The following is a 24634-nucleotide window of genomic DNA, read 5'->3' as shown; positions in this document are numbered from 1 at the left end:
AAAAGTCCTGAATTGATATAACGATGCTAGCTATTCGGTCGTTAATTTTTTACAATTCCCGGCCATTTTTTAAAGATACACCCATGAAACTCAACGACGGTCAAAATCAAGCAGTCAAATTTATCTCAGGCCCATGCTTAGTGCTCGCTGGGGCGGGCAGTGGTAAAACTCGGGTAATTACAAATAAAATCGCATACTTGGTTCAACAGTGTGGTATTCCTGCTCGTCAAATTGCCGCGGTAACTTTCACCAATAAAGCCGCCAGAGAAATGAAAGAGCGTGTGGCCCAAACTATGGGCAAAAAAGACGCTCGCGGTCTCAAAGTTTCTACCTTCCATACCATGGGTCTGAATATCATCAAGTCGGAGTTTCGTAGTTTAGGGATCAAACCTGGATTCTCATTATTTGACGACAAAGACACCATGGCCTTGCTAAAAGATCTAACCGAAGACTCTCTTGATGGTGATAAAGAGCAATTGAGCTTGTTGCAGTCGTGTATTTCAAATTGGAAAAATGATCTAATCTTGCCTGAACAGTTGCAAAAGCGTGCATTGTCGCCCGGAGAAGTGGAATTTGCGAAAGTTTATCATGAATATCAAACACATCTTAGAGCCTACAACGCACTAGATTTTGATGATTTAATCTTGATGCCTACCTTGCTTTTACAAAATAATGAAACCGTTCGGCAAAAATGGCAAAACAAAATTAAATACTTGCTGGTTGATGAATACCAAGATACCAATACGAGTCAGTACGAGCTGGTTAGATTGTTAGTTGGGGAACGGGCAAGGTTTACTGTGGTAGGGGACGATGACCAATCCATTTACTCGTGGCGCGGAGCCAGACCGCAAAACTTAGTGCTTTTGCAGCAAGATTTTCCCAGCTTGAAACTAGTAAAACTGGAACAAAACTATCGTTCTTCAGGGCGAATACTTCATAGCGCGAATATTCTCATTCAAAACAACCCTCATGTGTTCGAAAAAAAGTTGTTTTCAGAATTAGGGTACGGTGAGCCGCTTAAAGTGCTGATTGCAAAGAATGAAGAGCATGAAGCAGAACGGGTTGTTGCTGAACTGCTTGCTCATAAGTTTATGAAGAATACCCAATTTAAAGATTATGCGATTTTGTATCGTGGCAATCATCAATCTCGGTTGTTTGAAAAGATATTGATGAGTAATCGAATCCCTTACAAAATCAATGGCGGAATGTCGTTCTTTGGTCGCACTGAGGTCAAAGACCTGATGGCTTACTTACGACTATTAGTTAATCAAGATGACGACAATGCGCTGCTTAGAGTGATTAACACTCCTACCCGTGGAATTGGCCGTGTTTCCTTGGAAAAGTTAGGTAGCTTTGCCAATCAGTTAGGATGCTCTATTTTTGAGGCCGCGTGTCATCCGCAATTACACAGCGTTTTAAGCGGCAAAGCCCAGCAGAATATCGAGGCCTTTAGTCGCTGGATTGTTGAAGCTTCTGACAACGCCGTTCGTGGTGATGGTATTGCTGCCATTCGGGGCATGATCAAAGCTATGCAGTACGAAGAATGGCTTTACGAGTCTAGCACTAGTCCCAAAGCAGCTGAAATGGCAATGGCAAATATCAGTACGCTTTTCGGTTGGATAAGCGATATGCTCGAAGGCAATGAACTGGACCCACCGATGACCCTGCAAGAGGTTGTTAATCGGTTGATTTTACGAGATATGATGGAACGTAACGAAGACGCAGAGGAGTCAGATCAGGTACAACTTATGACTTTACATGCGTCTAAAGGATTGGAATTTCCTTATGTTTTCATGGTTGGTATGGAAGAAGGACTATTACCGCATCAAAGTAGCATCGATGAAAACAATATCGAAGAAGAGCGACGATTGACTTACGTTGGTATTACTCGAGCACAGAAGGAGTTGTTTTTTACCTTAAGCAAAGAACGTCGTCAATTTGGTGAGGTGATTCAACCTGAACCAAGTCGTTTTCTTTACGAGTTGCCTCAAGATGATATTGTTTGGGAACATAAAAAAGTAAAAGACAGTGCAGAAGTGCGCCAGCAAAAAGGTCAAACTGGAATAGCAAATTTGAGAAACATTCTATCTAGTGGGAAGTGAATCTTGTGCCAAAATCGCCGTCATACTGATGGGTGATTGTATATAATGACCTTGGCCTAAGGTGCAGCCCGCCTCGACTAGTGCATTGTACTGATCTTCATTTTCAATGCCTTCCGCTATCAGTTTAAATGACAACTGACTTGATATGGCTAATACAGAACGAATCAAATTGTAATTGCGTTTTGAGCGAGTTATCGATTTAACGAATTTATGATCAATTTTTACGTAATCAAATGGGTAGCTGTATAAATAACTTAAAGAAGCAAGACCACTTCCAAAGTTATCTAAAACCAAAATTACCCCGGAACGTTTAAGCTTTTTAATCGCTGGTAACATAAACTGGCTGCGATGATTTAGTTCGTTTTCATCAAACTCAAACACTAAATTCGATGGATCAATTTGCGCAGATTTAACCCGTTCAATTATTTGGTTTACTAGGCGACTTTGTGAAAGATGACTAATTGACAAGTTAATTGCTATCTTTTGAGTCGCTTCAGACTCACCTAATGTGCGCCAATGTTGCAAAACCTTAATGGCCTGATCCAGCATAAAGTTATCAATTTCTACGGTCAATCCACTCGATTGGGCTACCTTCCAGAACTGTTCCCGCTTTATTTTACCTATTGTAGGATGAATCCAACGCACAAAAAACTCGTGATAGAGGATCCTATTAGTTTGGAAATTTACAATCGCTTGAACTTGAGAATCAAAATGTTGGTTATTGAGGGTTTTACGAAACTCATTTTCTAATTCGAGTTCTTCCAATAGTTTTTGACGCATACTGGTATCGAATAGGACAAAGCGTCCACGTCCCAGTGCTTTTGCTTGGTACATAGCTGCATCTGCGTCGCGAATCAATTCGTCTGCTGTTTTATATCCTTGTTCAATATTTGCTATTCCAATACTCGCCCCTGAATACATTTCTTTGTTGTCGAATTGAAAGGGAATTGCAAGTGTTTGAATAATCCGATTGGCAACCTCTTCCACATCATTAAAATCGTCGAAGCTATCAAGCAGAATAACAAACTCATCGCCTCCTAGCCGAGCTAATAGGTCGTGGGCACGTATGCATTTACTGATGCGTTTGGCAACTTCAACTAAGAACATATCACCAGCATGGTGACCCAAGCTGTCATTAATTTGCTTGAACCTATCTAAGTCGATAAAAAGCACAGCAAACTGATGTTCAGGGTAACGATTTTTGTTTGCAACAGCTAATTCTAATCGACTGTTAAACATGACTCTATTGGGCAGGTTGGTGAGCGCGTCATGGTGGGCATCGTGGATTAACTTTAATTCTATGTCTTTGCGTTCTTCAATTTGTTTCTTTAAATACAAATTGGTTTGATGTAACTCGTCAGTGCGTTCTCGCACTTTTCGGCTTAACTGCATATTATATTTTTGAATCGACTCTGCAGCTCTTTTACGTTCTATAGCTACCGCAATATGGTGTGAAACGAACTTTAATAGTTCCAAATCTTTAAGGGTGTATTTGCTGTCTTTTCCATAGGTTTGAACTGCAATGACGCCGGAAATAACACCATCCACATACAAAGGAGAGCCTATCCAAGAATTGGTATGCTTTAGCATGTTATCTGCAGTTTTTTGATCTAACTCGTTTTGAGCGGCTAAATCATTAACCCGATCTGGATCGATTAATTCTGCTTTGCCTGAACGCAATACAAATTCGGTGAGTCCATTACTTAATGGCCTTGAATTGACAACATCATTTATTTCATCACTGTAATATGGAAATTCCAGCGAGCTTTGTTTTTCATCAATAATTGCAACATAACAGTTAGGAGCACTCAATAAGCGGGCTAGAATGTCATGCAAACTAGCATAGAAATCAGACATCTCCCCTTCAACAGAAGCTGCTATTTCAGAAATTTCAAAAAGTGCTTGTTGTAAAGATTCAACTTTTTGACGCTCTAATATCTCTTCTTGAAGCTCATCGTTGATTTCGCGTAATTGTTTTGTTCTCTCGCGAATCGTTTGTTCTGTCAGCTCTCGACTTTTAACTCTATCGAGTGCATTAACAATGTGCTGAGATACGAACAGCAATAAATCTAATTCATCTTTAACGTATCGAACCGCTTTGTCGTAGCTTTGAACTACCATAGCGCCGATAACCCGATTGCCGCGCTTGAGAGGCACACCAATTAAATCTACAGGCGTTTTACCAATTGCTTTGAAATTACGTTCTTTGGATTCTTTTTCGAAGTTTTCTTCGGTTAAAACCAAATGTTGGCCGCTTTTGAGAATATAGCCAGCGATACCACCGAGTAAATCTTTCGCGGGAATTTGCTTGATTACGCTTTCATCAAACTGGTCGACGAAATACGGGAACTCCACAAACTCATCATCTTTTTCGTAAAGGGCTACAAAAAAGTTTTGAGCATTCATGAATTGCCCAATGATTTCGTGAATTGCTACATACAGGCGTGAAAGTTCGCTGATAGAACCAGCTAACTCTGAGATGTCAAAAAGCGCTCTTTGGATATGCTCAGAGCGCTTATATTTTTCTGTTAACTGCTGAAGCTGAGGAATTAGTTCTCGCAATTCCTCAACTGTTAACTGTCCTGCATTTAAGTCTTCAGTCAATTAATTTAATCCAATAAATGATTGATCATAAAGAACCTTATACCAGCGAAACTAACTAAAATCAGACACCTTCTATCATGAATTCTATTGCTGCTTTTATATCGTCATCTGAACAATCGCCACAGGTTCCTCGTGGAGGCATAGAACCAAGTCCATTGAGTGCGTTATGCAATACTTCGTCGATTCCTTTTTCCAATCGCGGTGACCAATCAGCGGCATCATGCAGTTTAGGAGCATTTAACACACCTGATGCATGGCAAGCGAAACAAGCGGTATTATATATGTCTTCACCAGAACGAGGACCTGAAGCTGCAGCCGAGTCTGCTTTAGCACCCGCAACATGCACAGAACCAACTGGCGCAATACGGGATTTGATATCTTCCTCAGACATGTTTTGCGCTTGTACGGCAAACATCAACAAACTTCCAACTAACACGCTCAACAACGCTTTTAATTTCACAATAATCTCCAACGATCTAAATTTAAATTTTGTCACTCACCAAAGAATAACAAATTATAGCGAGTTATTGATACTGAACAACAATTTACTTTGCAATTGCCATCTATCTTCACTCAAAAACTACTTATTTTACGGATTTAACCCTATTTTGCCGATTTCAACTCAGCAAAATCATCATTTCAACCGTAAATACATTGATAAACTTTCTAAGATTACACGGCTGATAAGTTGTTTCAAAGAAAACTTATCGATATTTTACGTAAATTAGCGCTAAAAAGTGCAATTATTCTATTGCACAATTTTTTTCAAGACCCATATTGAACTATGCAAATGAACTTGTTTGATTGCTTTTTATAATTATTAATATTTCTATCTAAGCAGTGTTCGTTTTAAACCGAAAAAAGGAGCCGTAAATGTTAAGAATATTTCTGTTTTTAGGTACAAATATAGCCATCATAGCGTTATTGAGCGTGACATTTAGTCTTTTGGGGTTTCAAGGGTTACTGGCAGAAAATGGGGTTGATTTAGACCTAACTGCGCTAATGATTTATGCTGGAGTTATTGGCTTTAGCGGGGCCTTTATTTCTTTGTTTCTTTCCAAGTTTATGGCCAAACGCTCAATGGGGGTTCATGTTATTGAACAACCAGTAGATACGACTCAGCGATGGCTTGTAGATACGGTAAGGCGGCAAGCTGAAATGGCGGGTATTGGAATGCCTGAAGTTGGACTTTTTAATAGTCAATCTCCTAATGCATTTGCGACAGGCTGGAATCGCAACAATGCGTTAGTCGCAGTTAGTACTGGGCTTCTTTCACATATGAACAAAAATGAAGTTGAGGCAGTACTGGCTCACGAAGTGAGTCACGTCGCTAATGGTGACATGGTCACTATGACCCTAATTCAAGGTGTGGTGAACACTTTTGTCGTTTTTCTATCTAGAGTCATTGGGCATGTCGTTGATCGAGTGGTTTTTAAGGTTGAAAGAGGTCATGGTCCGGCTTTTTGGATCGTCTCTATTATTGCTGAAATTATTCTCGGCTTTTTAGCGATGATGTTAGTGATGTGGTTTTCTCGATATAGAGAGTTTAGAGCAGATGAAGGTGGTGCGAAACTCGCGGGTAGGGCAAATATGATTGCGGCCCTAGCTAAATTGAAAAGTTTTCAGGGAACCCCTGATATGCCTGACGAAATGGCTGCTTTTGCGATTAATGCAGGAAAAATACAAAAGCTATTTTCAAGTCATCCGCCATTGGAAAAACGTATTGAAAACCTGAGAGCTGGTTAATCCAGCTCTGCAAAATCTAATCAAAATAACTTTTCAGGTAAGCCTTTAATACTCGCTAAAGGAAACACTTAAAAAGCAAAACTAGTTTGAATTCTGCGTTCGGTGCTATGGTTTTTATTTTTCGATTTCGCTAGCATTCTTAGATTATCCAAACGCCTGATAAGGCTATCAAATTGTTGGTCTCGGACGGCCCTATCTTTATTCTTTTGTTCAATTCTTTGTTGCTGTATTTCACTGCGAGTGGATTCACATATTGAATCGTGTAAATTAATTAATTCTCGTGTCATAACATCCTCTCAATATTGTACTGTGTTTTTGTACAGTATAATATTGATTGATATTTAGTCAATAATTTCGATTAATAAATTATTTTTAAAATAACGGGGCTATATTCTGTTATCCAAGACGCGCTCTGTTTGTTCGGACTCACGCTTGACTAAAATAAAGGTAATAATCATTTTAGTTGGAAGTGACATAATCATTCCCACTGCCACACAGGCTGCACTGATGATGATTCCGTCTATTCCCATCTCATCAATTGTTTGACTAAAAAGATGTAAATAAATCCCTAACATAATTAAACATAATCCCGAGATTATCACCACTTTGAGTAACGTCATTACTTTTGAATTCGTCATCATGGTTTCCCCTTATATGTGAATCTTTGAATTGTATTTAATCAGTAATTCATAAGGTCACATTGATCTAGGTCAGTTTAATAACAAGTTTTGCTCAACGGAAATTCGAACCGCGCGGGTATTGATATCGTTATTATTGAATCCGCTCTCTACGTATTAAAATTATCTAGAACAAATAATTAACAAGCACTTAGAGCATCTTTGGTAGCGCGCAAACAGTCTTTGATTTCTTAATTGTTAATATTTGGTTAAGCGTATAGCGGTTTTCATAATGCTAATTCAATTGCCCCTATCTTTTTTAGGACCTACCTTTCATTGTCAGGTTAGCCGCTAAGCCTTTTGTTTAAAGGTTTTCAGTAAAGCATCGTAAAGCGGTGAATTTGGAGGGTGTAAATAAATAGTTAATAAAAGTTTCATTTTCGATGATTATTAGTTGACGACCACATTTTCGTGCTCTATTCTAATGAAAGCGCTTACATTTTGCTTGTTATTACAATAATTTTACAACCTTAGGGTGGCATAAGCAGGACGTGCGCGGGTGAAAAATGTAGTAATGAGTACAATCAAGGTAGTTTTTGGGAGAAAACAACATGACTAAAACAAGGTTTGCAAAAACCCATCTAGCAACGAGCCTTTCGCTCGTTTTAGGGGCTTCACTGTGCGCACCACTAGCTGCACAAGAAGCTGAAGACTTAGAGGTTATCCAAGTAACAGGTTTACGGGGAAGTTTACAAGAGGCTGCGGCCATAAAACGCTCGTCAGCTGGTGTAGTTGACGCTATTTCTGCTGAAGATATCGGTAAATTCCCTGACACCAACTTAGCAGAATCGCTGCAACGTATAACCGGTGTTTCGATCAGTCGTACTAATGGCGAAGGCTCTGAAGTTACTGTCCGCGGTTTTGCGGGTGGAAACAACATGATTACCTTAAACGGTAGAACAATGCCTGCAGCAATAACCTATGGTGCAGGCTCAGGTGCGGATGGTACAACTAAAAGTGGAAACACGCGCTCATTCGATTTTGCAAACCTAGCATCGGAAAGTATCAGAGCTGTAGAAGTATACAAAACAGGTAAAGCGAACATTGCAACTGGTGGAATTGGTGCAACCATTAATATAATCACCGCTAAACCACTTGATCAAGAAGGTTTTGTGGCTACTGTCGGCGCAAAAGCGGTACACGATACTACCAACCGTACTGGTGATGATCTTACCCCTGAATTATCTACTATTGTAAGCTACGCTAATGATGAGAAAACATTTGGTGTGAGTTTGTCTGCTGTGCATCAAGAACGTGATTCAGGTTATACCGGCGCCACTGTGAATAACTGGAATATTGACTATTGGGATGATATCGCCGATCCGGATAGAATGTGGAATAACAACACCACAGCAAACTATGTTAATGCTCCAGAGCAGGGACAGCTTTATGCGCGTCCCAATGACATCCGTTATGCATTTTCAAATACCCAAAGAACTCGCGACAATATGCAGCTAACATTGCAGTTTGCACCAACGGATGACTTTAAAGCGTCATTAGACTACACCTTTGCTGAAAACGAAATTGTTGAGCAACGTGGTGAAATTGGTAACTGGCTGCAAATCGGTACAAATACCGGGACGGTAGAGTTCGATAATTCTGCTGTGAAAACACCCATCTATATATCTGAAACCTATGCTGGAGGTGTAGATGAAGGGTACGAGCAACAGTGGCGTGAACAGACGAATACACTAGATTCGATTGGTGTGAACTTTGAATACAATGTTAATGATGATTTTAAAATCATGTTTGATGCGCACGACTCAACGATGCATAGTCGGGGGACAGGTCCAAGAGGTTCCGGCGAACTGGCGGTAGGTTTAGGGGCGCCAACAGTGACCTCAAGAGAATGGTTTTGGGATGGTGACTTGCCTACCTACACTAATGTATATGACGACAGCATTCGAGGTGCAAACAATAACGGGCAAGTGGATGCCGGTGATGTAGGTTCGTCGATTGCTCGCATTAGAAACGCCAGCCAAGAGTCTAAAATCACCCAGTATAAACTTGACGCTACTTACTTCCTAGACAGCGGTCATTTTGATTTTGGTGTGGAAGCTCGTGAAATGGAATCTCGCTCATTTCAAACTGCCGGCAACAACATTGCTTTGGGTAATTGGGGGGTCGCTAACCCTGGTGAATTCGGTGACTTGATTCAACCGTTTGATTTGCCGGGTGAGTTTGACGACTTTACCACAAACTCTGGTGGTTATGGTTTCATTGCTAACGCGCCTGATTTGTATACTGCAGCAGAAGCTCTTTATCCTGGTATTCCAGCTGGAACCGAGGACGCATTGTCATTCGACGATACGATACAAGAAGATTCCTTAGCCGCTTACGTTCAAGTCGCCTTAGAAGGTGAAATCGGAGAAATGCCATTTAGCATCTTAACCGGTGTGCGTTATGAAACTACAGACGTGACTTCGACTTCATTAATTAGTCGTAACTACTTTCAATGGGAAGACAATAATGACGTAGTGTCATATGTGGATGGTTCAGAAACCAGTTATGTTACGGCAGAAAGTGACTATGACTTTTTATTACCGAGCCTGGATTTAAAACTTGAGATTAAAGATGATTTAATCGGTCGCTTCTCATATAGCAAAACAATTGCTCGAGCAGGGTTTGGAAGTTTAGGTGTATCTGCTTCAAACTTTGCTGGCGGTGGTGGTTCAACATTGTTGGGTGCGCAACCAACAGCGGATGCGTCAAATCCTGCCTTATTACCTTTGGAGTCGTCTAACGTCGATTTATCATTGGAATGGTACTACGATGAAACAAGTTATGTTTCAGCCGGTTTGTTCCAAAAAGATGTGGTTAATTTCTTAGGTAGCCGTCAAGTTGACCAACCACTACTAGGTATTCGTGATGTAACTGGCGGTCCCCGTGCCGAGGCTGCCGTTCAAGCGCTAGCCGACCGCGGTATTGCACTTGATGACACATCACTTTACGCCATGATGGTATTGCTAAGTCAACCAGAAGCCTTCCCTGGTGGAGCTGATGATTACACTGGTTCGCCAGAACAAATTCAACAGTTAGCCGAAACCGAAGGTTGGGATTTGGTCGCAAATGAGGATGATCCTGAAGTCATTTTCCGTACTAATACACCAGACAATAACCGAGCAGCCAAAATTTATGGCGCTGAATTTGCGGTACAACACTTCTTTGGTGATACCGGCTTTGGTGTGCAGGCTAACTATACGTTTGTACGCGGAGATGTGGGCTTTGATAACGAAGCGGATCCTAACCAGTCGCAATTTGCTTTAGTGGGTTTGAGTGATACGGCTAACTTAGTGGCTATGTACGAAAAAGATGGTTTCCAAGCACGTGTTGCCCTTAACTGGCGTGATAAATACTTGGCAGAAGTGAATAAAGGTAGTTCTAATAACCCGCGTTATGTGGAGTCTTATACTCAACTTGATGTAAACGTTAGCTACGATATTAACGACCAATTCACAGTGTTCTTTGAAGGTTTGAATATAACTGAAGAAGACATCCGTGAACACGCACGAAACGAAACGCAATTATGGTATGCAACCGATTTAGGTGCACGCTATCAAATGGGGGCTCGTTACAAGTTCTAAGGCGGTATGAAACGGCAAACAACACCAGTGGTGGTGTTTGCCATCGTCCATAAGCCGCTGTTTATTGCGGCTTTTGTTTTTGTAAATATTTGAATAGGATTTGAAGATGTAGCACACTGACACTTCTTATTTTGTTCAATTAAATATGAATATTTTCATTTTTAATTTACTGGTTTGAAATAACCAACGAGCAAAAAATTATTGAGGAAATACAATGGCCAAACATGTGCTTTTGAATAATGTGCAGCATAAAGATACTAAGGTGCTTGCGCATTATGCTAAAGAGTTTGCCGACGATGTAGCCAGCGTATTGGTTTTCCCACTAGAATTTGTTGAATTACAAAAAGAATATCCAATCTTTTTCCAATTAGACCAACAGACGGGTAAATATCAATGTGTTGTTATGCTTGGTTTGCAAAAAGATGAAAACCTTTTCCTAAGCGATACAACTCCTTCAGGTTGGGACGCTAGCTACATACCAGCTATGATTGAACGAGGGCCTTTTTTAATCGGTTTTCAGCAACAAGATCCCCATTCAGATCCGTCTCCGGTTATACACATTGATATGCAACATCCCAAGGTGTCCACCGACAAAGGGCAGCCATTATTTCTCGAGCATGGCGGTAACAGTCCTTATTTGAATCATATCGCTACCCGATTGCAGTCTATTCACGAGGGCATGGCAATCCAAGATGCAATGTTTAATAGTTTCCTAAGTTGCGAGTTGATTGAGCCGGTTAATATCGAATTTGATTTAAACAACGGCGAAAAGTGCAAAGTATCTGGAAATTTTACGATTAATGAGGAGAAACTAAGAGCGCTGTCAGCAGAGCAACTTTTTGAGCTTAATCAATCGGGATATTTACAGTTTGCGTACGCGGCAGTGGCATCTGTTACTAATATTAGAAAATTGATTCAGCGTAAAAACGCCACATTTGCTTAATAAGCAGAGCTTAGAGTACCTATGTTAAACATCACCAAACAAACTGAAGTTATTGAAAATTGTCAGTCAGGGGAGGTGCCTAATGATATTCATCAGTATAGCCACCCTGTAGTACTTAAAGGTGTGGTTAAGCATTGGAAGCTGGTGGAAGTAGGTTTGGAATCTGCGCAAAAAAGCGTTGACTATTTAAAGTCGTTTTATAATGGTAAGTCAGTATTTGCTTACTTTGGCAATCCTGATATAGAAGGGAAGTACGCCTACAATGAAAATGCAACTGAGTTAAATTATGAGTCTAAACGGGCACAAGTAGATGAGGTGCTCGACCTTATAATGGAACATCTTTACGATCAGCGCCCACCAGGATATTACATTGCATCAAATGTTATTGATTTGAATTTCCCTGGACTTCGCGCTGACAATGATTTGCATATTCCTGTTATCCAAAAACAGCATGCGACCGAACCCCCGATACCCAGTATTTGGATTGGCAACAAGTCAATTGCTCGCTGTCACTACGATGCTTCTGACAATATTGCTTGCGTTGTCACCGGAAAACGGCGTTTTATTACTTTCCCACCGGATCAAATTGCGAACTTATATCCCGGCCCCTTAGCTCCTACACCAGGTGGCCCGGCGATTACTATGGTGGATTTGCACAATCCTGATTATGAAAAATACCCGAAAATTAAACAAGCATTAGCCCACGGACAAGTCGCGGAATTAGAACCGGGCGATGGTATCTATATTCCGAGTATGTGGTGGCATCAAGTCGAGGCGCTAAGCCCATATAATGTGTTAGTCAATTATTGGTGGAGTAATGCGGAAAAGTATATGGGGGCTGCGATGAATGTGTTGTACCACGCGATGCTAAGTCTTCGCGATAAACCGGCACATGAAAAGGCAGGTTGGAAGCATATATTTGATTACTATATTTTTGGTGAGGGTGAGCAACCTACAGCGCATTTACCGCCTGAAGCCCATGGTTTTTTAGCGCCCATGAATGAAATGATGTCACGCCAACTTCGTGCCATGTTAATCAATAAACTAAATCGATAAATGGATCGCAAAGGTGAGCAGAAGGTGAACAGAAAAATCAAAAATGTGGTTATTGCTGGCGGTGGAACCGCTGGTTGGATAGCTGCCGCAGCATTGGCTAAACAGATGCCTTCCGTCATCAATGTGACCTTGGTGGAGTCTGAAGAAATCGGTACCGTTGGCGTCGGTGAGGCAACTATTCCGCCCATGCGAGTATTCAATAAACTGTTGGGCATTGATGAGTCTCAGTTTATGGCAGAAACGTCAGCTACCTTTAAGCTAGGCATTCAATTTGATAATTGGGGTAAGCAAGGAGATAGCTATATTCATTCATTCGGTATGACAGGTAAAGAAAGCTTTATTGCTCCATTTCATCACTTCTGGCTATACGGAAAAGAACAGGGCGTTGCAAAGGACTTTGGTAAATACTGTTTTGAATTGGAAGCTGCTAAGGCCAATAAATTTGCGCTTTCAGATAAGTCATCTATCAATTATGCATACCACTTAGATTCCAGTAAATATGCCGCTTATTTGCGTAAGTTTAGCGAATTTCGAGGAGTGAAAAGGATAGAAGGAAAAATTGCCGCAGTAAATAAAGACCCCAAAAACGGTTTTATCACTAGCTTAAAATTGGATTCAGGACAGTTAGTCGAGGGCGATTTATTTATTGATTGTACCGGCTTTCGAGGTTTGCTAATCGAGCAAGCGTTACATACGGGTTATGAAGATTGGTCGCATTGGTTACCTTGTGATAGTGCGATTGCGGTACAAACTAAGTCGGTAGGGGAAGTATCTCCAATCACTCGTTCTATTGCTCATCACAGTGGCTGGCAATGGCGGATTCCATTACAACATAGGGTTGGAAATGGCATTGTTTATTGCAGCAAGTACATGACTGATGAACAAGCTAAAGAGTATCTCTTATCGAATATTGAGGGCGAGGTTATTACCGAGCCCAGAGTGATAAAATATCGCACAGGTAGGCGTCGTAAACATTGGAATAAAAACTGTCTAGCCCTTGGTTTGGCTAGCGGTTTTGTGGAGCCTTTGGAATCAACCAGTATTCATCTCATTATGATGGGCATTATTCGCTTACTCAGGCTTTTCCCATGTGGGGAAATATCCGATTCGGTAATTGATGAATACAATCAACAAGCCACCGACGAGATCGAAAAAATCCGCGATTTCATCGTCTTGCACTATCATGTTACTCAACGGCAAGACAGCGAATTTTGGCGACATTGTAAAAGCATGGAGGTGCCAGAGAGTCTGGCTCATCGAATACGGCTGTTTACCGATCACGCCCATGCATTTCAAGCCGATGGTGAATTGTTTAGAGTCGATTCTTGGACACAAGTTATGCTTGGTCAAGGGATTGAGCCGAAACAATACCATCCCAGTGTTCAGGGAATGCCGGCGATGGAGTTAGAAAAGTTCTTATCTTCACTGGAACAATCAATATCTAAGGCGGTTTCCCAATTACCTAGTCATCAACGTTTTATTCAACAATATTGTAGCCCACCCAATTAACGATGATGAGTTTGTAGTAAAAATCAACAAAACAGGTATTGGGGATAGAATAATTCCAGCATTTACATTTTTTTAACGTTAAGCATTGCTTTTTATTGCGAATCCAACTAACCTCTAAATGTAAGCGCTTTCATTTGGGTGGTTTTCGTTATAGTTTTCGCGCTTAACACTTTGTTGACCATCAAAAAGATACCGATTAACCATTAACAGAATTAGTAATTATCAAATCATGAGCAACCTTTCCTTACCATCTTCATCAAAATTACTGGACCATGACTTCGTGTTCGGTGTAGCAACGTCTTCTTTCCAAATTGAAGGAGCAGCGGACAGCAGATTAGAATCAATTTGGGACACTTTTTGTGCTACACCCGGTAAAATCTCCGATGCTTCTAACGGGCTGGTGGCATGTGAGCATGTTAAGTTTTGGCGCGAAGATGTGGAGTTGATTGACTCTTTAGGCGTGGATGCCTATCGATTTTCCATCTCTTGGCCTAGGGTGGTCAAAAAAGACGGTTCTCTAAACGATAAAGGGATGCAGTTTTACATTGATTTGGTGGAAGAGTTAGTTAAGCGCAACATCAAACCCTTTGTCACTTTATATCATTGGGATTTGCCTCAGCACTTAGAAGAAAAGGGTGGTTGGCTGAATCGTGAAACCGCATTTCATTTCGAGCATTACGTGAATTTAGTTGCTAAAGCTTTGGGAGACCGAGTATACGCGTACGCTACCTTAAACGAACCATTTTGTTCAGCTTACCTAGGTTATGAAAATGGTGTGCACGCACCGGGTAAAAGGGGACAAGCAAACGGTAGGAAGTCAGCCCATCATTTACTGTTAGCTCACGGTCTTGGCATACGCGCATTGCGTCGAAATTGTCCCGATACTAAGGCTGGAATTGTACTTAATTTCACCCCCTGCTATCCAGAGACTCAGGTGGCTGAAGATATAAAGGCAGCGAAAATAGCCGATGATTATATTAATCAGTGGTACATGCGACCCGTTATGGAAGGGCTCTATCCAGATGTGGTTGAGCTAATTGAACCACAAAACCGACCTGATATTTTACCGGGCGATATGGACTTGATTAGCCAGCGCTTAGATTTCTTAGGAGTAAATTTTTATACCAGACTAAAATATCGCAGCGATGGCAAAGGCTGGTATGAAGAGCTTCAACCTAAAGGTGTAGTCACTACTGACATGGGGTGGGAAGTTTACCCTAAAGCACTTTCTGAGCTCTTAATATCTCTTCATCAACGTTATACACTGCCACCAGTTTACATCACTGAAAATGGTGCGGCGATGCAGGATGAAATTAAACACGGCAGAGTGAATGATCAAGACAGAATTGACTACTTTCAATCACATCTCAATGCTGTTGATGACGCCTCCCAGCAGGGTGTTGATATCGCCGGTTATTTCGCCTGGAGTTTGATGGATAACTTTGAGTGGGCAGAAGGTTACGAGAAGCGGTTTGGTATTGTGTATGTTGACTATCTTACCCAGAGTCGCACTATTAAAGACAGTGGACTTGCCTATAAACAACTGATTACTAGTAGGTAGCAAAGTAAATGATGCAAAGCGAAATAACCAAACTGCCAATAATTGAAAAAGTCGGTTACGCCATGGGGGATGCCGCCGCTAATTTAGTCTGGCGCGGGGCGCTTGCTTATTTAGCTGTTTTTTATACTGATACGTTCGGTTTGACTGCCGCAGCGGCCGCATTGTTGTTCCTCGTGGTCAGACTATCTGATGGTATAACCGATATCATTATGGGGATGATTGCCGATCGCACAGATACTCGGTGGGGCAAGTTCAGACCGTGGATTTTATTTTCTACGCCATTACTTGGCCTATTCATGGTGCTATGTTTTACCACACCAGAATGGTCAGCGAGTAACAAGCTAATCTACGCCTATGTCACTTATATCGGCTTAACACTCTGTTATACCCTCAATAATGTGCCTTATTCGGCTTTAATGGGAGTGATGACCGAATGTGATGTTGAACGGACCAGTTTATCTGCGTATCGCTTCGCCGGCGCATTCTTTGGTGGTTTGCTGGTTATGGGGTTTTTACCGTATTTCGTCGACTTATTTGGCCAAGGTAATGATGTACAGGGTTATCAATCAACGATGTATCTGTTTGCTGGAATATTGGTTGCGTTAATGGTCTTTACGTTTTTATCCACTAAAGAGCGAGTGAAACCTGCAGTCAATAACACCTCAGGGTTGAAAACTGAGCTGTGGGATCTGACTAAAAATCTGCCGTTTATTTTATTACCTTTGATGAGTATTAGTCTGTTTTTCTATTACCGTAACGTATTAACCGGTGTGATATTTGCGGTTGTTATTGTTGGGACTTGGATACTAATAAACCGCTTTCTGGCCAAACCCAGAGAGCAAATTAGCTCGACTCAACAGGATATGATTGACCTGATAACTAATAAACCTTGGTTAATCTTGTTAGGTATGGGCTTTTTAACCATGATGTTTAATGGCATCAAATACGGTGTGATTGCCTATTACTTTAAGTACGTTATTGGTGATGAATTGATGACAGGTCAATTCTTCGTAGCCCTGTTAGTGGTATCTATTTTTGGTGCATTAAGCACATCGTTTCTCGCTCGTGTTTTTGGTCGTAGAGTACTGTTTATTGGTTCATTAGTTATTGGCAGTATACTAACTATTTGCTTTTACTGGGTGCCTGAAGGAAATGTCACCTTAGTGTTTGTGCTAGGTTGTTCCGCAGAATTCTTTGCAGCTATTTTTCCTACTTTGTTCTTTTCGATGTTAGGGGATTCCGCTGATTATTCTGAATGGAAAAACGGACGAAGAGCAACGGGTTTAGTCTATTCTGCAGGTACATTTGTGCAGAAAACTGGCGGAGGGTTCGCAGGAGCATTAGTGCTGGTAGTATTGTCTAGTTATGGCTACGACGGTATGGACCAAACGACAGTTGCAGATAGCTTACCTGGTATTAAATTGTTGATGAGCTGGATACCTGGATTTTTTGGTATAGCTGCTGCAATTTTGATGTTGTTTTATCCCCTTACCGATAAACAACAGAAAAAAATTACTCTAGAACTCAAGGGGCAAAGAGCATTGGCGTAGTTTTTTCTAATCAGTAGTATCCTTGCCTGATTGCCCTAAACTTTACACACATCGGATGTTTTGTAATGCCGCATAATTATTCATTACAAGGTGGCGATTGTATAGTAGGCTAGCTATCCTCTAGTCTCAGGGCGAATATTAGCAAAAATTTATGGCAACGATTTACGAAGTAGCAAAACATGCTGGGGTGTCTTTGGCAACGGTTTCCAGAGTCATGAACGGCAATGTGAAAGTCAGACAAAGCACTAGTGACAAAGTAATGCATGCCATGAAAGAGCTTGGCTATGTGCCAAATAATTTCGCTCGTTCACTCGCATCAAATAAAGCAAATAGCATTGGTCTTTTGGTTTCTAACCTTAATAGCTCATTTTTTGGACAGATGATGAGCGGCGTGGAAACAGAGCTAAGAGCCGCTGGTAAACACGTGATTATTTCTGCCGGTCATGATGAAGAGGCGGAAGAGAAAGACGGTATTGATTTTCTGATCAGTCGTCAATGTGATGCCTTGATTGTGCACTCTGAAGCCATCTCTGATGAATATTTAATTGAGCTAAACAAAAGCAAACTCCCCATTTTAATTATGAACCGCGTCGTCGAAAGCATGCAAGATCAGTGTTTTATTGTTAATAACCAAGCTGGTGGTTATATGGCCGCACAGACTTTGTTGAAAAAAGGACATAGAGACATCGCCTACATTAGCGGTCCTACTTATAAAGAAGATACTAAGCAGCGTTTAATTGGTCACAAAAGAGCGTTGCAAGAGTATGGCGTGGTGTTTAATGAAAAACTCCATTATGTAGGTGATTATCTTGAGACCGGTGGTATCGCAGGGATGAATTATTTACTCAATTCAGGTGAACATTTTAGTGCATTAGCCTGTTCAAATGATGAAATGGCATCCGGTGCAATGAGTTGTGCTAGAGAGCATGGTTTGGTGCTGCCAGAAGATTTATCCGTGATTGGTTTTGATGATGTGTTATTTGCAAAACATATGTTTCCCAAATTAACCACTATTGATAACCCAGTATTAGAAATGGGGAAAATGGCGGCTCAATGGGTTTTGAAATATGTTTATAAAGAGTCAAATAGAGAAATTCAGCGCGTTTTCGAACCCAAACTTATTGAACGTTTATCTGTTATCGAGTTGAATTAGAGAAAGGCCCTTTCTTACTGTTAATGCGGTCAACCCCAGTTATGAGTAGAAAATTAAAAGCAGCAATTTGACTTATGCAAATTGCTGCTCATTTTTACTGATCTCAAAATGTTGTTGAGCAGTTTTCGTTCACTTTATAATTTTGGTCCAGAATTAGAAATTTCCTTTCCTTCATCGTTATCAGTAAACTTCACAAAGTTCTTAGTGAACAAAGTTGCTAAATTAGTGGCCTTTTCAGTCCATTGTTCGGCTTGTTCATAAGTGTCACGAGGATCCAAAATATTGTCTTCAACATCATGTAAGTGTTTAGGTACCGACAAATTAAAGATTGGAAGTGTGTTCATTTCCGCTTGATTAATTGAACCGTCTAAAATGGCATCTATAATCGCGCGAGTAGCTTTAATGGAAATACGTTTTCCCGTGCCGTTCCAGCCAGTATTTACCAAGTATGCTTCGGCACCCACTGCGTGCATTCGTTTACGCAAAACTGCTGCGTATTTTGTTGGATGAAGACTTAAGAAAGCCGCACCAAAACAGCTCGAAAACGTTGGTGTCGGCTCTGTAATTCCTCGTTCTGTACCTGCTAATTTGGCTGTAAATCCAGACAAAAAGTAGTACTCAGCTTGTTGAGGGGTTAACTTAGCAACAGGAGGAAGCACACCAAAAGCATCAGCGGTTAAGAAGATAACTTTAGTTGCATGACCGGCTTTAGAAATAGGTTGGACAATGTTTTCTATGTGATCAATGGGATAAGAGACTCGGGTATTTTCAGTTTTTGAGTTATCGTCAAAATCGATTTTGCCATTACTGTCTACAGACACATTTTCCAACAACGCATTACGACGTATTGCAGCATAGATTTCCGGCTCTTGTTCTTTGCTCAAATTAATCGTTTTCGCATAACAACCACCTTCAAAATTGAAGATACCGTTGTCATCCCAACCATGTTCGTCATCGCCAATGAGTTTTCTGTGTGGATCTGTCGATAGTGTGGTTTTTCCTGTACCTGATAAACCGAAGAAAATTGCCACATCGTCATCTTTACCCACATTCGCGCTGCAATGCATGGAAGCAATACCTTTGAGCGGCAAAAAGTAATTCATCATTGAGAACATACCTTTTTTCATTTCGCCGCCGTACCATGTACCGCCGATAATTTGGACTTTTTCAGTGAGGTTAAAGGCGACAAAATTCTCTGAATTTAAGCCGTGTTCCTGCCACTTTTTATTCACCGTTTTAGAACCGTTCAGAACTAGAAAGTCAGGTTCAAAACCTTCAAGTTCTTGTTCTGTTGGACGTATAAACATATTCTTCACAAAGTGTGCTTGCCATGCCACTTCGGTCACAAACCGCACTTTCAAACGGGTATCTGCATTTGCACCACAAAAGGTATCCACAACAAACAGTCTTTTACTGCTTAACTGTTGAGTAACCGTTTGTTTTAGCTCTTGCCATACTTCAGTGCTAATCGGTTTGTTATCATTTGTGCCTTGATCAGACCACCATACCGTATCTTTAGTGGTGTCATCGCGAACGATGTATTTATCTTTTGGTGAGCGACCGGTAAATATACCAGTGTCGACAGACACTGCACCGAGTTCTGTTTCAATACCTTTTTCATAACCAACTAAATCACTTTTTGTCTCTTCTTCAAACAGAAACTCATAGGATGGATTATGAATAATTTCCGTGGCATCAAGAATGCCGTTGTTGTCTAAATATTTGGTTAGTTTTTCAGTATTCATGAACTATTTTTCCGTAGGGTTTTATATTTTTATTATTATTTTTGTATTTAAGCTAACTTTGTTATTAAAGTTAGACTCCCTAACACTAATGGGTCTGAAAAGGAAAAACTAGATCAACTTACTACTCATTCAAAAAAAAAAGCGATAAGTTATAACAATTCATCGAATTCTAAGCATGTAAGCGTTTTCAAAAGCTGTTCGCTGGCTGAGACTAAGAAATCTCTGTAATGTTTAACTTCCCCATCCCCTTATTTATGCGCCTAGGAGTGATTAAATGGCCGAGTCTGTAGAGTGTATTGTTGTCGGCGCTGGCGTCGTTGGCTTAGCTGTTGCACGAGAAATGGCTCAAAAAGGTGTGGAAACTATTGTCATTGAAAGTCAATCTCAAATCGGCACAGGAATTAGCTCTCGCAATAGCGAAGTAATACATGCTGGTATTTATTATCAGCCTAATTCTCTTAAAGCTCGGCTTTGTGTTCAGGGGAATAAAATGCTTTATGCGTATTGCGAGGAACGCAATATTGCCTATAAAAGATGTGGCAAACTGATTGTCGCTACATCTGAACTTCAGTTGCAAAAGCTAACTGAAATTCAACAAAACGCACGTGCCAATAATGTGTCAGATCTTGAATTTTACAGCAGACAAAAAGCCTTAGCTTTAGAGCCTGAACTTGCCTGTTACGGTGCATTGTTTTCGCCTTCAACGGGCATTATAGACAGTCATGGATTTATGTTAAATTTACAAGGTGAGTTGGAAAGTGCTGGTGGCGCGGTAGCACTAGGGGCGGAATTGGGTTCAGCTAAATGTACTGACAATTCAATTCTACTGGATATTGGTGGCGACCAAAACATACAAATTAACGCAAAGTACTTAATTAATTGCGCAGGTTTACACGCCCAGAAAATTGCTAGATGTTTTGAGGGTTTACCGCAAAGTAGCGTGCCTGCTATTCATTATGCAAAAGGAAACTATTACGCCTTGTCTGGCAAAGCGCCGTTTAGCCACCTTATTTATCCTGTTCCTGAAAGTGCTGGTTTAGGAGTGCATTCCACATTAGATTTAGGTAATTCAGTCCGTTTTGGTCCTGATGTCGAGTGGGTCAATGAATTGGATTACAAGGTCGATCCTGCTAGAGCCGATGGGTTTTATCAGCAAATTAGAAAATACTGGCCTAACCTTAAAGACGGTTCTCTAGCGCCTTCATATGCTGGAATTCGTCCTAAACTCCATGGGAAAGGTGAAGAGGCAAGAGATTTTATGATTCAGACTGAATCACAACATGGTATTGCAGGTTTAGTTAATCTGTACGGTATAGAATCACCGGGGCTGACCGCGTCGATGGCCATTGCTGCGCTGGTAGTAGATGGCGTATTAGCGAAAAACCTGTAGCCCCTTTAAGCAGTCACTTAATAAAGTATGGCTTGCCATTTTCATTTCACTTTGCATATTTATATTTCAAAGTTTTTTCCTAATTAACGGGACAATCATACTAAATTTAACCACGCCTTAATCTTCTGTTTTTCTCTAATATTTTGTTTTTATTGGTTATTTTTAATTAATTTGAATGCCGTGTGCAGTTTTGATTTTAGTCAATGTAGCACCTGGTTATACAACGTATATTGAAATAACTGATTGAGGTTATTTGGTTGTTACATCCTTCATCTTACCTCATGAAAAAAAGGGTTATCCATTGTTAAATTAGAATTGATAACGAAATCCTTATTTATTGATACAGGTGAAATTTGAATATGCTCAAAATACGTTACTTTTTGATAGCGATATCAAGCATGGTTTTTGTCACGCAAACCTTTGCCGCTGATGCGTTAATATCGGTGGGTAAAACGAAATCGATGATTTGCGCTAGTTGCCATGGTAGTGCTGGTATCAGCCTCAGTCCTATTTGGCCAAATTTGGCTGGGCAAAAATCCGCTTATCTAGAAAAGCAACTTAAAGCATTCCGTAATGGTGAGCGTAAAGAACCGACGATGGCGGCAATGGCTAAAGGATTAAGCGACAAAGATATTAAAGCATTAGCAGCTTATTACGCGTCTTTAAAATAAAACCATAACAACTTGGCTTCAGATTTTTCGCTTTGCAGTGAAATTGTCCTTTTATATCAATGTTTTTAGAACTTAAGTAATTAAAACTCATCATTATTTTAGCTCATGAGTAGAATTTCTTGATATAAAAGGTATAAAGCTATAACATATGCTCATTAGGGCATTTGGCCTACCCTTTATTACAGGATTATTATTTATGTCATCAGGAAATTCATACCCACTTGAAGACCTCAAAGTCGTAGAATTTACACATATGGTTATGGGGCCTGCTACTGGTGTGGTACTAGCAGATTTAGGTGCAGTGGTGACAAAAATAGAGCCTATTGAAGGTGATAAAACGCGCCGCCTAAAAGGTTCGGGTGCTGGTTACTTTCCCATGTATAACCGCAATAAGCGCAGTGTGTGTATAGATCTCAAATCAGCAGAAGGTAAAGAGGTTGCGTTAAACTTAATTCGCGAAGCGGATGTGTTGATTGAAAACTTCAGACCTGGTGCGATGGAAAAGCTTGGGTTTGGTTATGCAGCAATGAGTCAACTGAATCCAAGACTTATTTATTGTTCATTAAAAGGCTTTTTAACCGGCCCATATGAAAATCGTACTGCGTTGGATGAAGTGACGCAAATGATGGGTGGACTGGCTTATATGACAGGTCTTCCTGACAAGCCTATGCGGGCTGGCTCTTCTGTTATTGATATCACTGGCGGTATGTTTGGTGTTATCGGCATTCTTTCTGCTTTGCATGAACGCCATACGAGCGGTAAAGGTCGTCACGTTACTAGTTCATTATTTGAGACTACCGCATATTTTGTTGGTCAGCATATGGCCCAAGAAGTGGTGCTAGGTGAAGCTCCCCCTCCTATGTCTGTGCGCAGAAGTGCTTGGTCAATCTACGAAATTTTCAATTGTAAAAATGACGAACGTGTTTTTGTTGGGGTTGTCAGTGACACTTTGTGGAAACACTTTTGTAAAGAATTTGAACTACACGAATTTGCAGCAGACAGCAGCCTAGATAAAAACAATGATAGGGTGAAGCAGAAAGATAGAATTATTCCGGTAATCAAGGAATTGTTTAGTGGCTTAGATAAGCAAACCCTGATGGACCGTCTAGAGCGTGCGGGTATTCCCTTTGCGCCAATCAATACTCCCTCTGATTTGTTTAATGATCCGCACCTTAATAGTGGTGGATTACTACCGGTTACAACACCCCAAGGTATCGCTAACCTGCCTTCTTTACCGATTGAATTAGATGGTAAACGTACTGTTCTACATCATGATTTACCAAAAGAAGGCGAAGATACCATTCGGGTGCTTAAAGACGCCGGATACAGTGATAAACAAATAGCAGAATTAATTGATTTAAAAGTAGTAAAAGCCCTTACCACTGATTAATAAAAGTTTTCAACCTACTCCGAAATGTGGTTGTTTTAAAGGGCGTTTTAGCCCTTTTTTTTACTCTTTTTGGTTTTATGCAAACACTCTTAAGTTAGTGCTTAGTGGAGATGTTCAAGATTCATTTTTTGTGAATCATAAGAGTGTTTAAGGGTACATAAAAGTATCAATACTTACGCATAAAAGATATGCTGATATATCATTTGGTTGTGACCGAAAACGAGTCACACCCTGAGTTAGAATCAAACATATAGTTAAGTTTAGGCAAATAGGAGCGACTATGGAATTATCTGAAAAAACGGCCCGTCAGATTTTTGCGGAGGTTCAGGCTAATCCAGCCCGAAAGCGTTTTGGTTTTGGAAATAAGGCTATTTTGGTCAATATAGATTTGCAAAAGGCCTACACTCGAACCGATCTTTTTAAAACTGCCTACGAGACAGACCCGCGACAGCTTGAATATGTCAATAAACTTGCGGAAAAATTCCGTGCATTGGGTTGGCCTGTTGTTTGGACTAATGTGGCATATATGGATTCTGGTGAAGATGCTGGTATCTGGGGAACCCGCACAGATACTCCCGATAGTTTACAGAATATTAAATTTGATAGTGAGCGCTCAGAGCTTGATGACCGTTTGCAAGTCGACCGTAAAAAAGATGTTTTTTACTGTAAAAAAATGCCTTCTCCGTTTTTTGAAACTCAACTGCAAAGCCTATGCGTATGGCACCAAGTGGATACCGTTATATTAACCGGTGGTTCAACTTCTGGTTGCATCAGAGCCGCTGCGGTAGATAGTTTGTCACGCGGATATCGCACTATAGTGCCGATCGAGTGTGTTGCTGACAAACATGAAAGCTATCACTTCGCTAACCTTACCGATTTATCATTGAAATATGCTGATGTATTAGCCGTACAAGAAGTATATGACTGGTTAGAAAAATAGTAGAAGGAGTTTT

Annotated in this window: 18 protein-coding genes; 13 read left to right on the top strand and 5 right to left on the bottom strand. The window is 40.6% G+C overall.

The window, feature by feature from the left end:
- Nucleotides 1-83 precede the first annotated feature (83 nt).
- Entirely contained in the window at nucleotides 84-2102 is a 2019-nt protein-coding gene (gene rep, locus KO530_RS15460) for a DNA helicase Rep (protein ID WP_216049348.1), read from the top strand.
- Here rep and KO530_RS15455 read toward each other — a convergent pair.
- On the bottom strand, nucleotides 2085-4706 hold the full coding sequence (locus KO530_RS15455) for a bifunctional diguanylate cyclase/phosphodiesterase (protein ID WP_216049347.1): 2622 nt from the start codon (nucleotides 4704-4706) through the stop codon (nucleotides 2085-2087). The two genes, rep and KO530_RS15455, sit on opposite strands and share 18 nt — an antisense overlap.
- 61 nt (nucleotides 4707-4767) lie before the next feature.
- Complete coding sequence (locus tag KO530_RS15450; protein WP_216049346.1) at nucleotides 4768-5166, bottom strand: c-type cytochrome; 399 nt, start codon at nucleotides 5164-5166, stop codon at nucleotides 4768-4770.
- Between the two features lie 413 nt (nucleotides 5167-5579).
- On the opposite strand from KO530_RS15450, the gene htpX reads away from it, so the two are divergent.
- On the top strand, nucleotides 5580-6452 hold the full coding sequence (gene htpX / locus KO530_RS15445) for a protease HtpX (RefSeq protein WP_216049345.1): 873 nt from the start codon (nucleotides 5580-5582) through the stop codon (nucleotides 6450-6452).
- Between the two features lie 68 nt (nucleotides 6453-6520).
- On the opposite strand, the gene KO530_RS15440 is transcribed toward htpX, so the two are convergent.
- Nucleotides 6521-6739: a hypothetical protein gene (locus KO530_RS15440; protein ID WP_216049344.1), complete on the bottom strand. Its 219-nt coding sequence runs from the start codon at nucleotides 6737-6739 to the stop codon at nucleotides 6521-6523.
- Nucleotides 6740-6838: 99 nt separating this feature from the next.
- A complete protein-coding gene (locus KO530_RS15435) occupies nucleotides 6839-7090 on the bottom strand; it encodes a hypothetical protein (RefSeq protein ID WP_216049413.1) in 252 nt (83 codons plus the stop codon).
- Between the two features lie 590 nt (nucleotides 7091-7680).
- Between KO530_RS15435 and KO530_RS15430 the strand changes: the two genes are divergently transcribed.
- From KO530_RS15430 to KO530_RS15400, 7 genes are all read left to right on the top strand, one after another.
- Complete coding sequence (locus KO530_RS15430) at nucleotides 7681-10713, top strand: TonB-dependent receptor (RefSeq protein ID WP_216049343.1); 3033 nt, start codon at nucleotides 7681-7683, stop codon at nucleotides 10711-10713.
- A gap of 214 nt (nucleotides 10714-10927) precedes the next feature.
- Entirely contained in the window at nucleotides 10928-11656 is a 729-nt protein-coding gene (locus KO530_RS15425; protein WP_216049342.1) for a SapC family protein, read from the top strand.
- Between the two features lie 21 nt (nucleotides 11657-11677).
- A complete protein-coding gene (locus tag KO530_RS15420; RefSeq protein ID WP_216049341.1) occupies nucleotides 11678-12712 on the top strand; it encodes a cupin-like domain-containing protein in 1035 nt (344 codons plus the stop codon).
- 24 nt (nucleotides 12713-12736) lie between these two features.
- Nucleotides 12737-14221: a tryptophan halogenase family protein gene (locus tag KO530_RS15415; protein ID WP_436792305.1), complete on the top strand. Its 1485-nt coding sequence runs from the start codon at nucleotides 12737-12739 to the stop codon at nucleotides 14219-14221.
- A 229-nt stretch (nucleotides 14222-14450) separates the two neighbouring features.
- Entirely contained in the window at nucleotides 14451-15782 is a 1332-nt protein-coding gene (locus KO530_RS15410; protein ID WP_216049339.1) for a GH1 family beta-glucosidase, read from the top strand.
- Between the two features lie 23 nt (nucleotides 15783-15805).
- Nucleotides 15806-17332, top strand: coding sequence for an MFS transporter (locus tag KO530_RS15405; protein ID WP_216049412.1), 1527 nt, complete (start codon nucleotides 15806-15808; stop codon nucleotides 17330-17332).
- A gap of 151 nt (nucleotides 17333-17483) precedes the next feature.
- Nucleotides 17484-18485 carry a LacI family DNA-binding transcriptional regulator gene (locus KO530_RS15400; protein ID WP_216049338.1) on the top strand — a complete coding sequence of 334 codons (1002 nt, stop codon included), beginning with the start codon at nucleotides 17484-17486 and terminating at the stop codon, nucleotides 18483-18485.
- A 134-nt stretch (nucleotides 18486-18619) separates the two neighbouring features.
- Here the strand turns inward: KO530_RS15400 and pckA are convergent, their stop codons facing one another.
- Nucleotides 18620-20230 (bottom strand): phosphoenolpyruvate carboxykinase (ATP), encoded by a 1611-nt coding sequence (pckA, locus tag KO530_RS15395; protein ID WP_216049337.1) that lies wholly within the window; start codon nucleotides 20228-20230, stop codon nucleotides 18620-18622.
- Between the two features lie 274 nt (nucleotides 20231-20504).
- Here pckA and KO530_RS15390 point away from each other — a divergent pair, with 274 nt between their 5' ends.
- From KO530_RS15390 to KO530_RS15375, 4 genes are all read left to right on the top strand, one after another.
- A complete protein-coding gene (locus tag KO530_RS15390; RefSeq protein WP_216049336.1) occupies nucleotides 20505-21620 on the top strand; it encodes an NAD(P)/FAD-dependent oxidoreductase in 1116 nt (371 codons plus the stop codon).
- A 359-nt stretch (nucleotides 21621-21979) separates the two neighbouring features.
- Nucleotides 21980-22291, top strand: coding sequence for a c-type cytochrome (locus KO530_RS15385; protein ID WP_216049335.1), 312 nt, complete (start codon nucleotides 21980-21982; stop codon nucleotides 22289-22291).
- Nucleotides 22292-22487: 196 nt separating this feature from the next.
- The gene (locus KO530_RS15380) at nucleotides 22488-23681 is read left to right on the top strand and encodes a CaiB/BaiF CoA transferase family protein (protein ID WP_216049334.1); all 1194 of its coding nucleotides are present in this window, start codon (nucleotides 22488-22490) and stop codon (nucleotides 23679-23681) included.
- A gap of 280 nt (nucleotides 23682-23961) precedes the next feature.
- Nucleotides 23962-24621 carry an isochorismatase family protein gene (locus KO530_RS15375; protein WP_216049333.1) on the top strand — a complete coding sequence of 220 codons (660 nt, stop codon included), beginning with the start codon at nucleotides 23962-23964 and terminating at the stop codon, nucleotides 24619-24621.
- The last annotated feature ends 13 nt before the right edge of the window (nucleotides 24622-24634 follow it).

Origin of the sequence: Aliiglaciecola lipolytica (assembly GCF_018860635.1) — a bacterium.
GTDB lineage: Bacteria > Pseudomonadota > Gammaproteobacteria > Enterobacterales > Alteromonadaceae > Aliiglaciecola > Aliiglaciecola lipolytica_A.
Note: the sequence above shows the minus strand (reverse complement) of the source record. Positions and strands in the feature narration are given on the sequence as shown.

Coding starts and splice junctions, on each gene's coding strand:
- KO530_RS15420 (WP_216049341.1), top strand. CDS start 11,678: ATGTTAAACATCACCAAACAAACTGAAGTTATTGAAAATTGTCAGTCA.
- KO530_RS15375 (WP_216049333.1), top strand. CDS start 23,962: ATGGAATTATCTGAAAAAACGGCCCGTCAGATTTTTGCGGAGGTTCAG.
- KO530_RS15410 (WP_216049339.1), top strand. CDS start 14,451: ATGAGCAACCTTTCCTTACCATCTTCATCAAAATTACTGGACCATGAC.
- htpX (WP_216049345.1), top strand. CDS start 5,580: ATGTTAAGAATATTTCTGTTTTTAGGTACAAATATAGCCATCATAGCG.
- KO530_RS15385 (WP_216049335.1), top strand. CDS start 21,980: ATGCTCAAAATACGTTACTTTTTGATAGCGATATCAAGCATGGTTTTT.
- KO530_RS15435 (WP_216049413.1), bottom strand. CDS start 7,090: ATGACGAATTCAAAAGTAATGACGTTACTCAAAGTGGTGATAATCTCG.
- KO530_RS15440 (WP_216049344.1), bottom strand. CDS start 6,739: ATGACACGAGAATTAATTAATTTACACGATTCAATATGTGAATCCACT.
- pckA (WP_216049337.1), bottom strand. CDS start 20,230: ATGAATACTGAAAAACTAACCAAATATTTAGACAACAACGGCATTCTT.
- rep (WP_216049348.1), top strand. CDS start 84: ATGAAACTCAACGACGGTCAAAATCAAGCAGTCAAATTTATCTCAGGC.
- KO530_RS15390 (WP_216049336.1), top strand. CDS start 20,505: ATGGCCGAGTCTGTAGAGTGTATTGTTGTCGGCGCTGGCGTCGTTGGC.
- KO530_RS15425 (WP_216049342.1), top strand. CDS start 10,928: ATGGCCAAACATGTGCTTTTGAATAATGTGCAGCATAAAGATACTAAG.
- KO530_RS15400 (WP_216049338.1), top strand. CDS start 17,484: ATGGCAACGATTTACGAAGTAGCAAAACATGCTGGGGTGTCTTTGGCA.
- KO530_RS15430 (WP_216049343.1), top strand. CDS start 7,681: ATGACTAAAACAAGGTTTGCAAAAACCCATCTAGCAACGAGCCTTTCG.
- KO530_RS15380 (WP_216049334.1), top strand. CDS start 22,488: ATGTCATCAGGAAATTCATACCCACTTGAAGACCTCAAAGTCGTAGAA.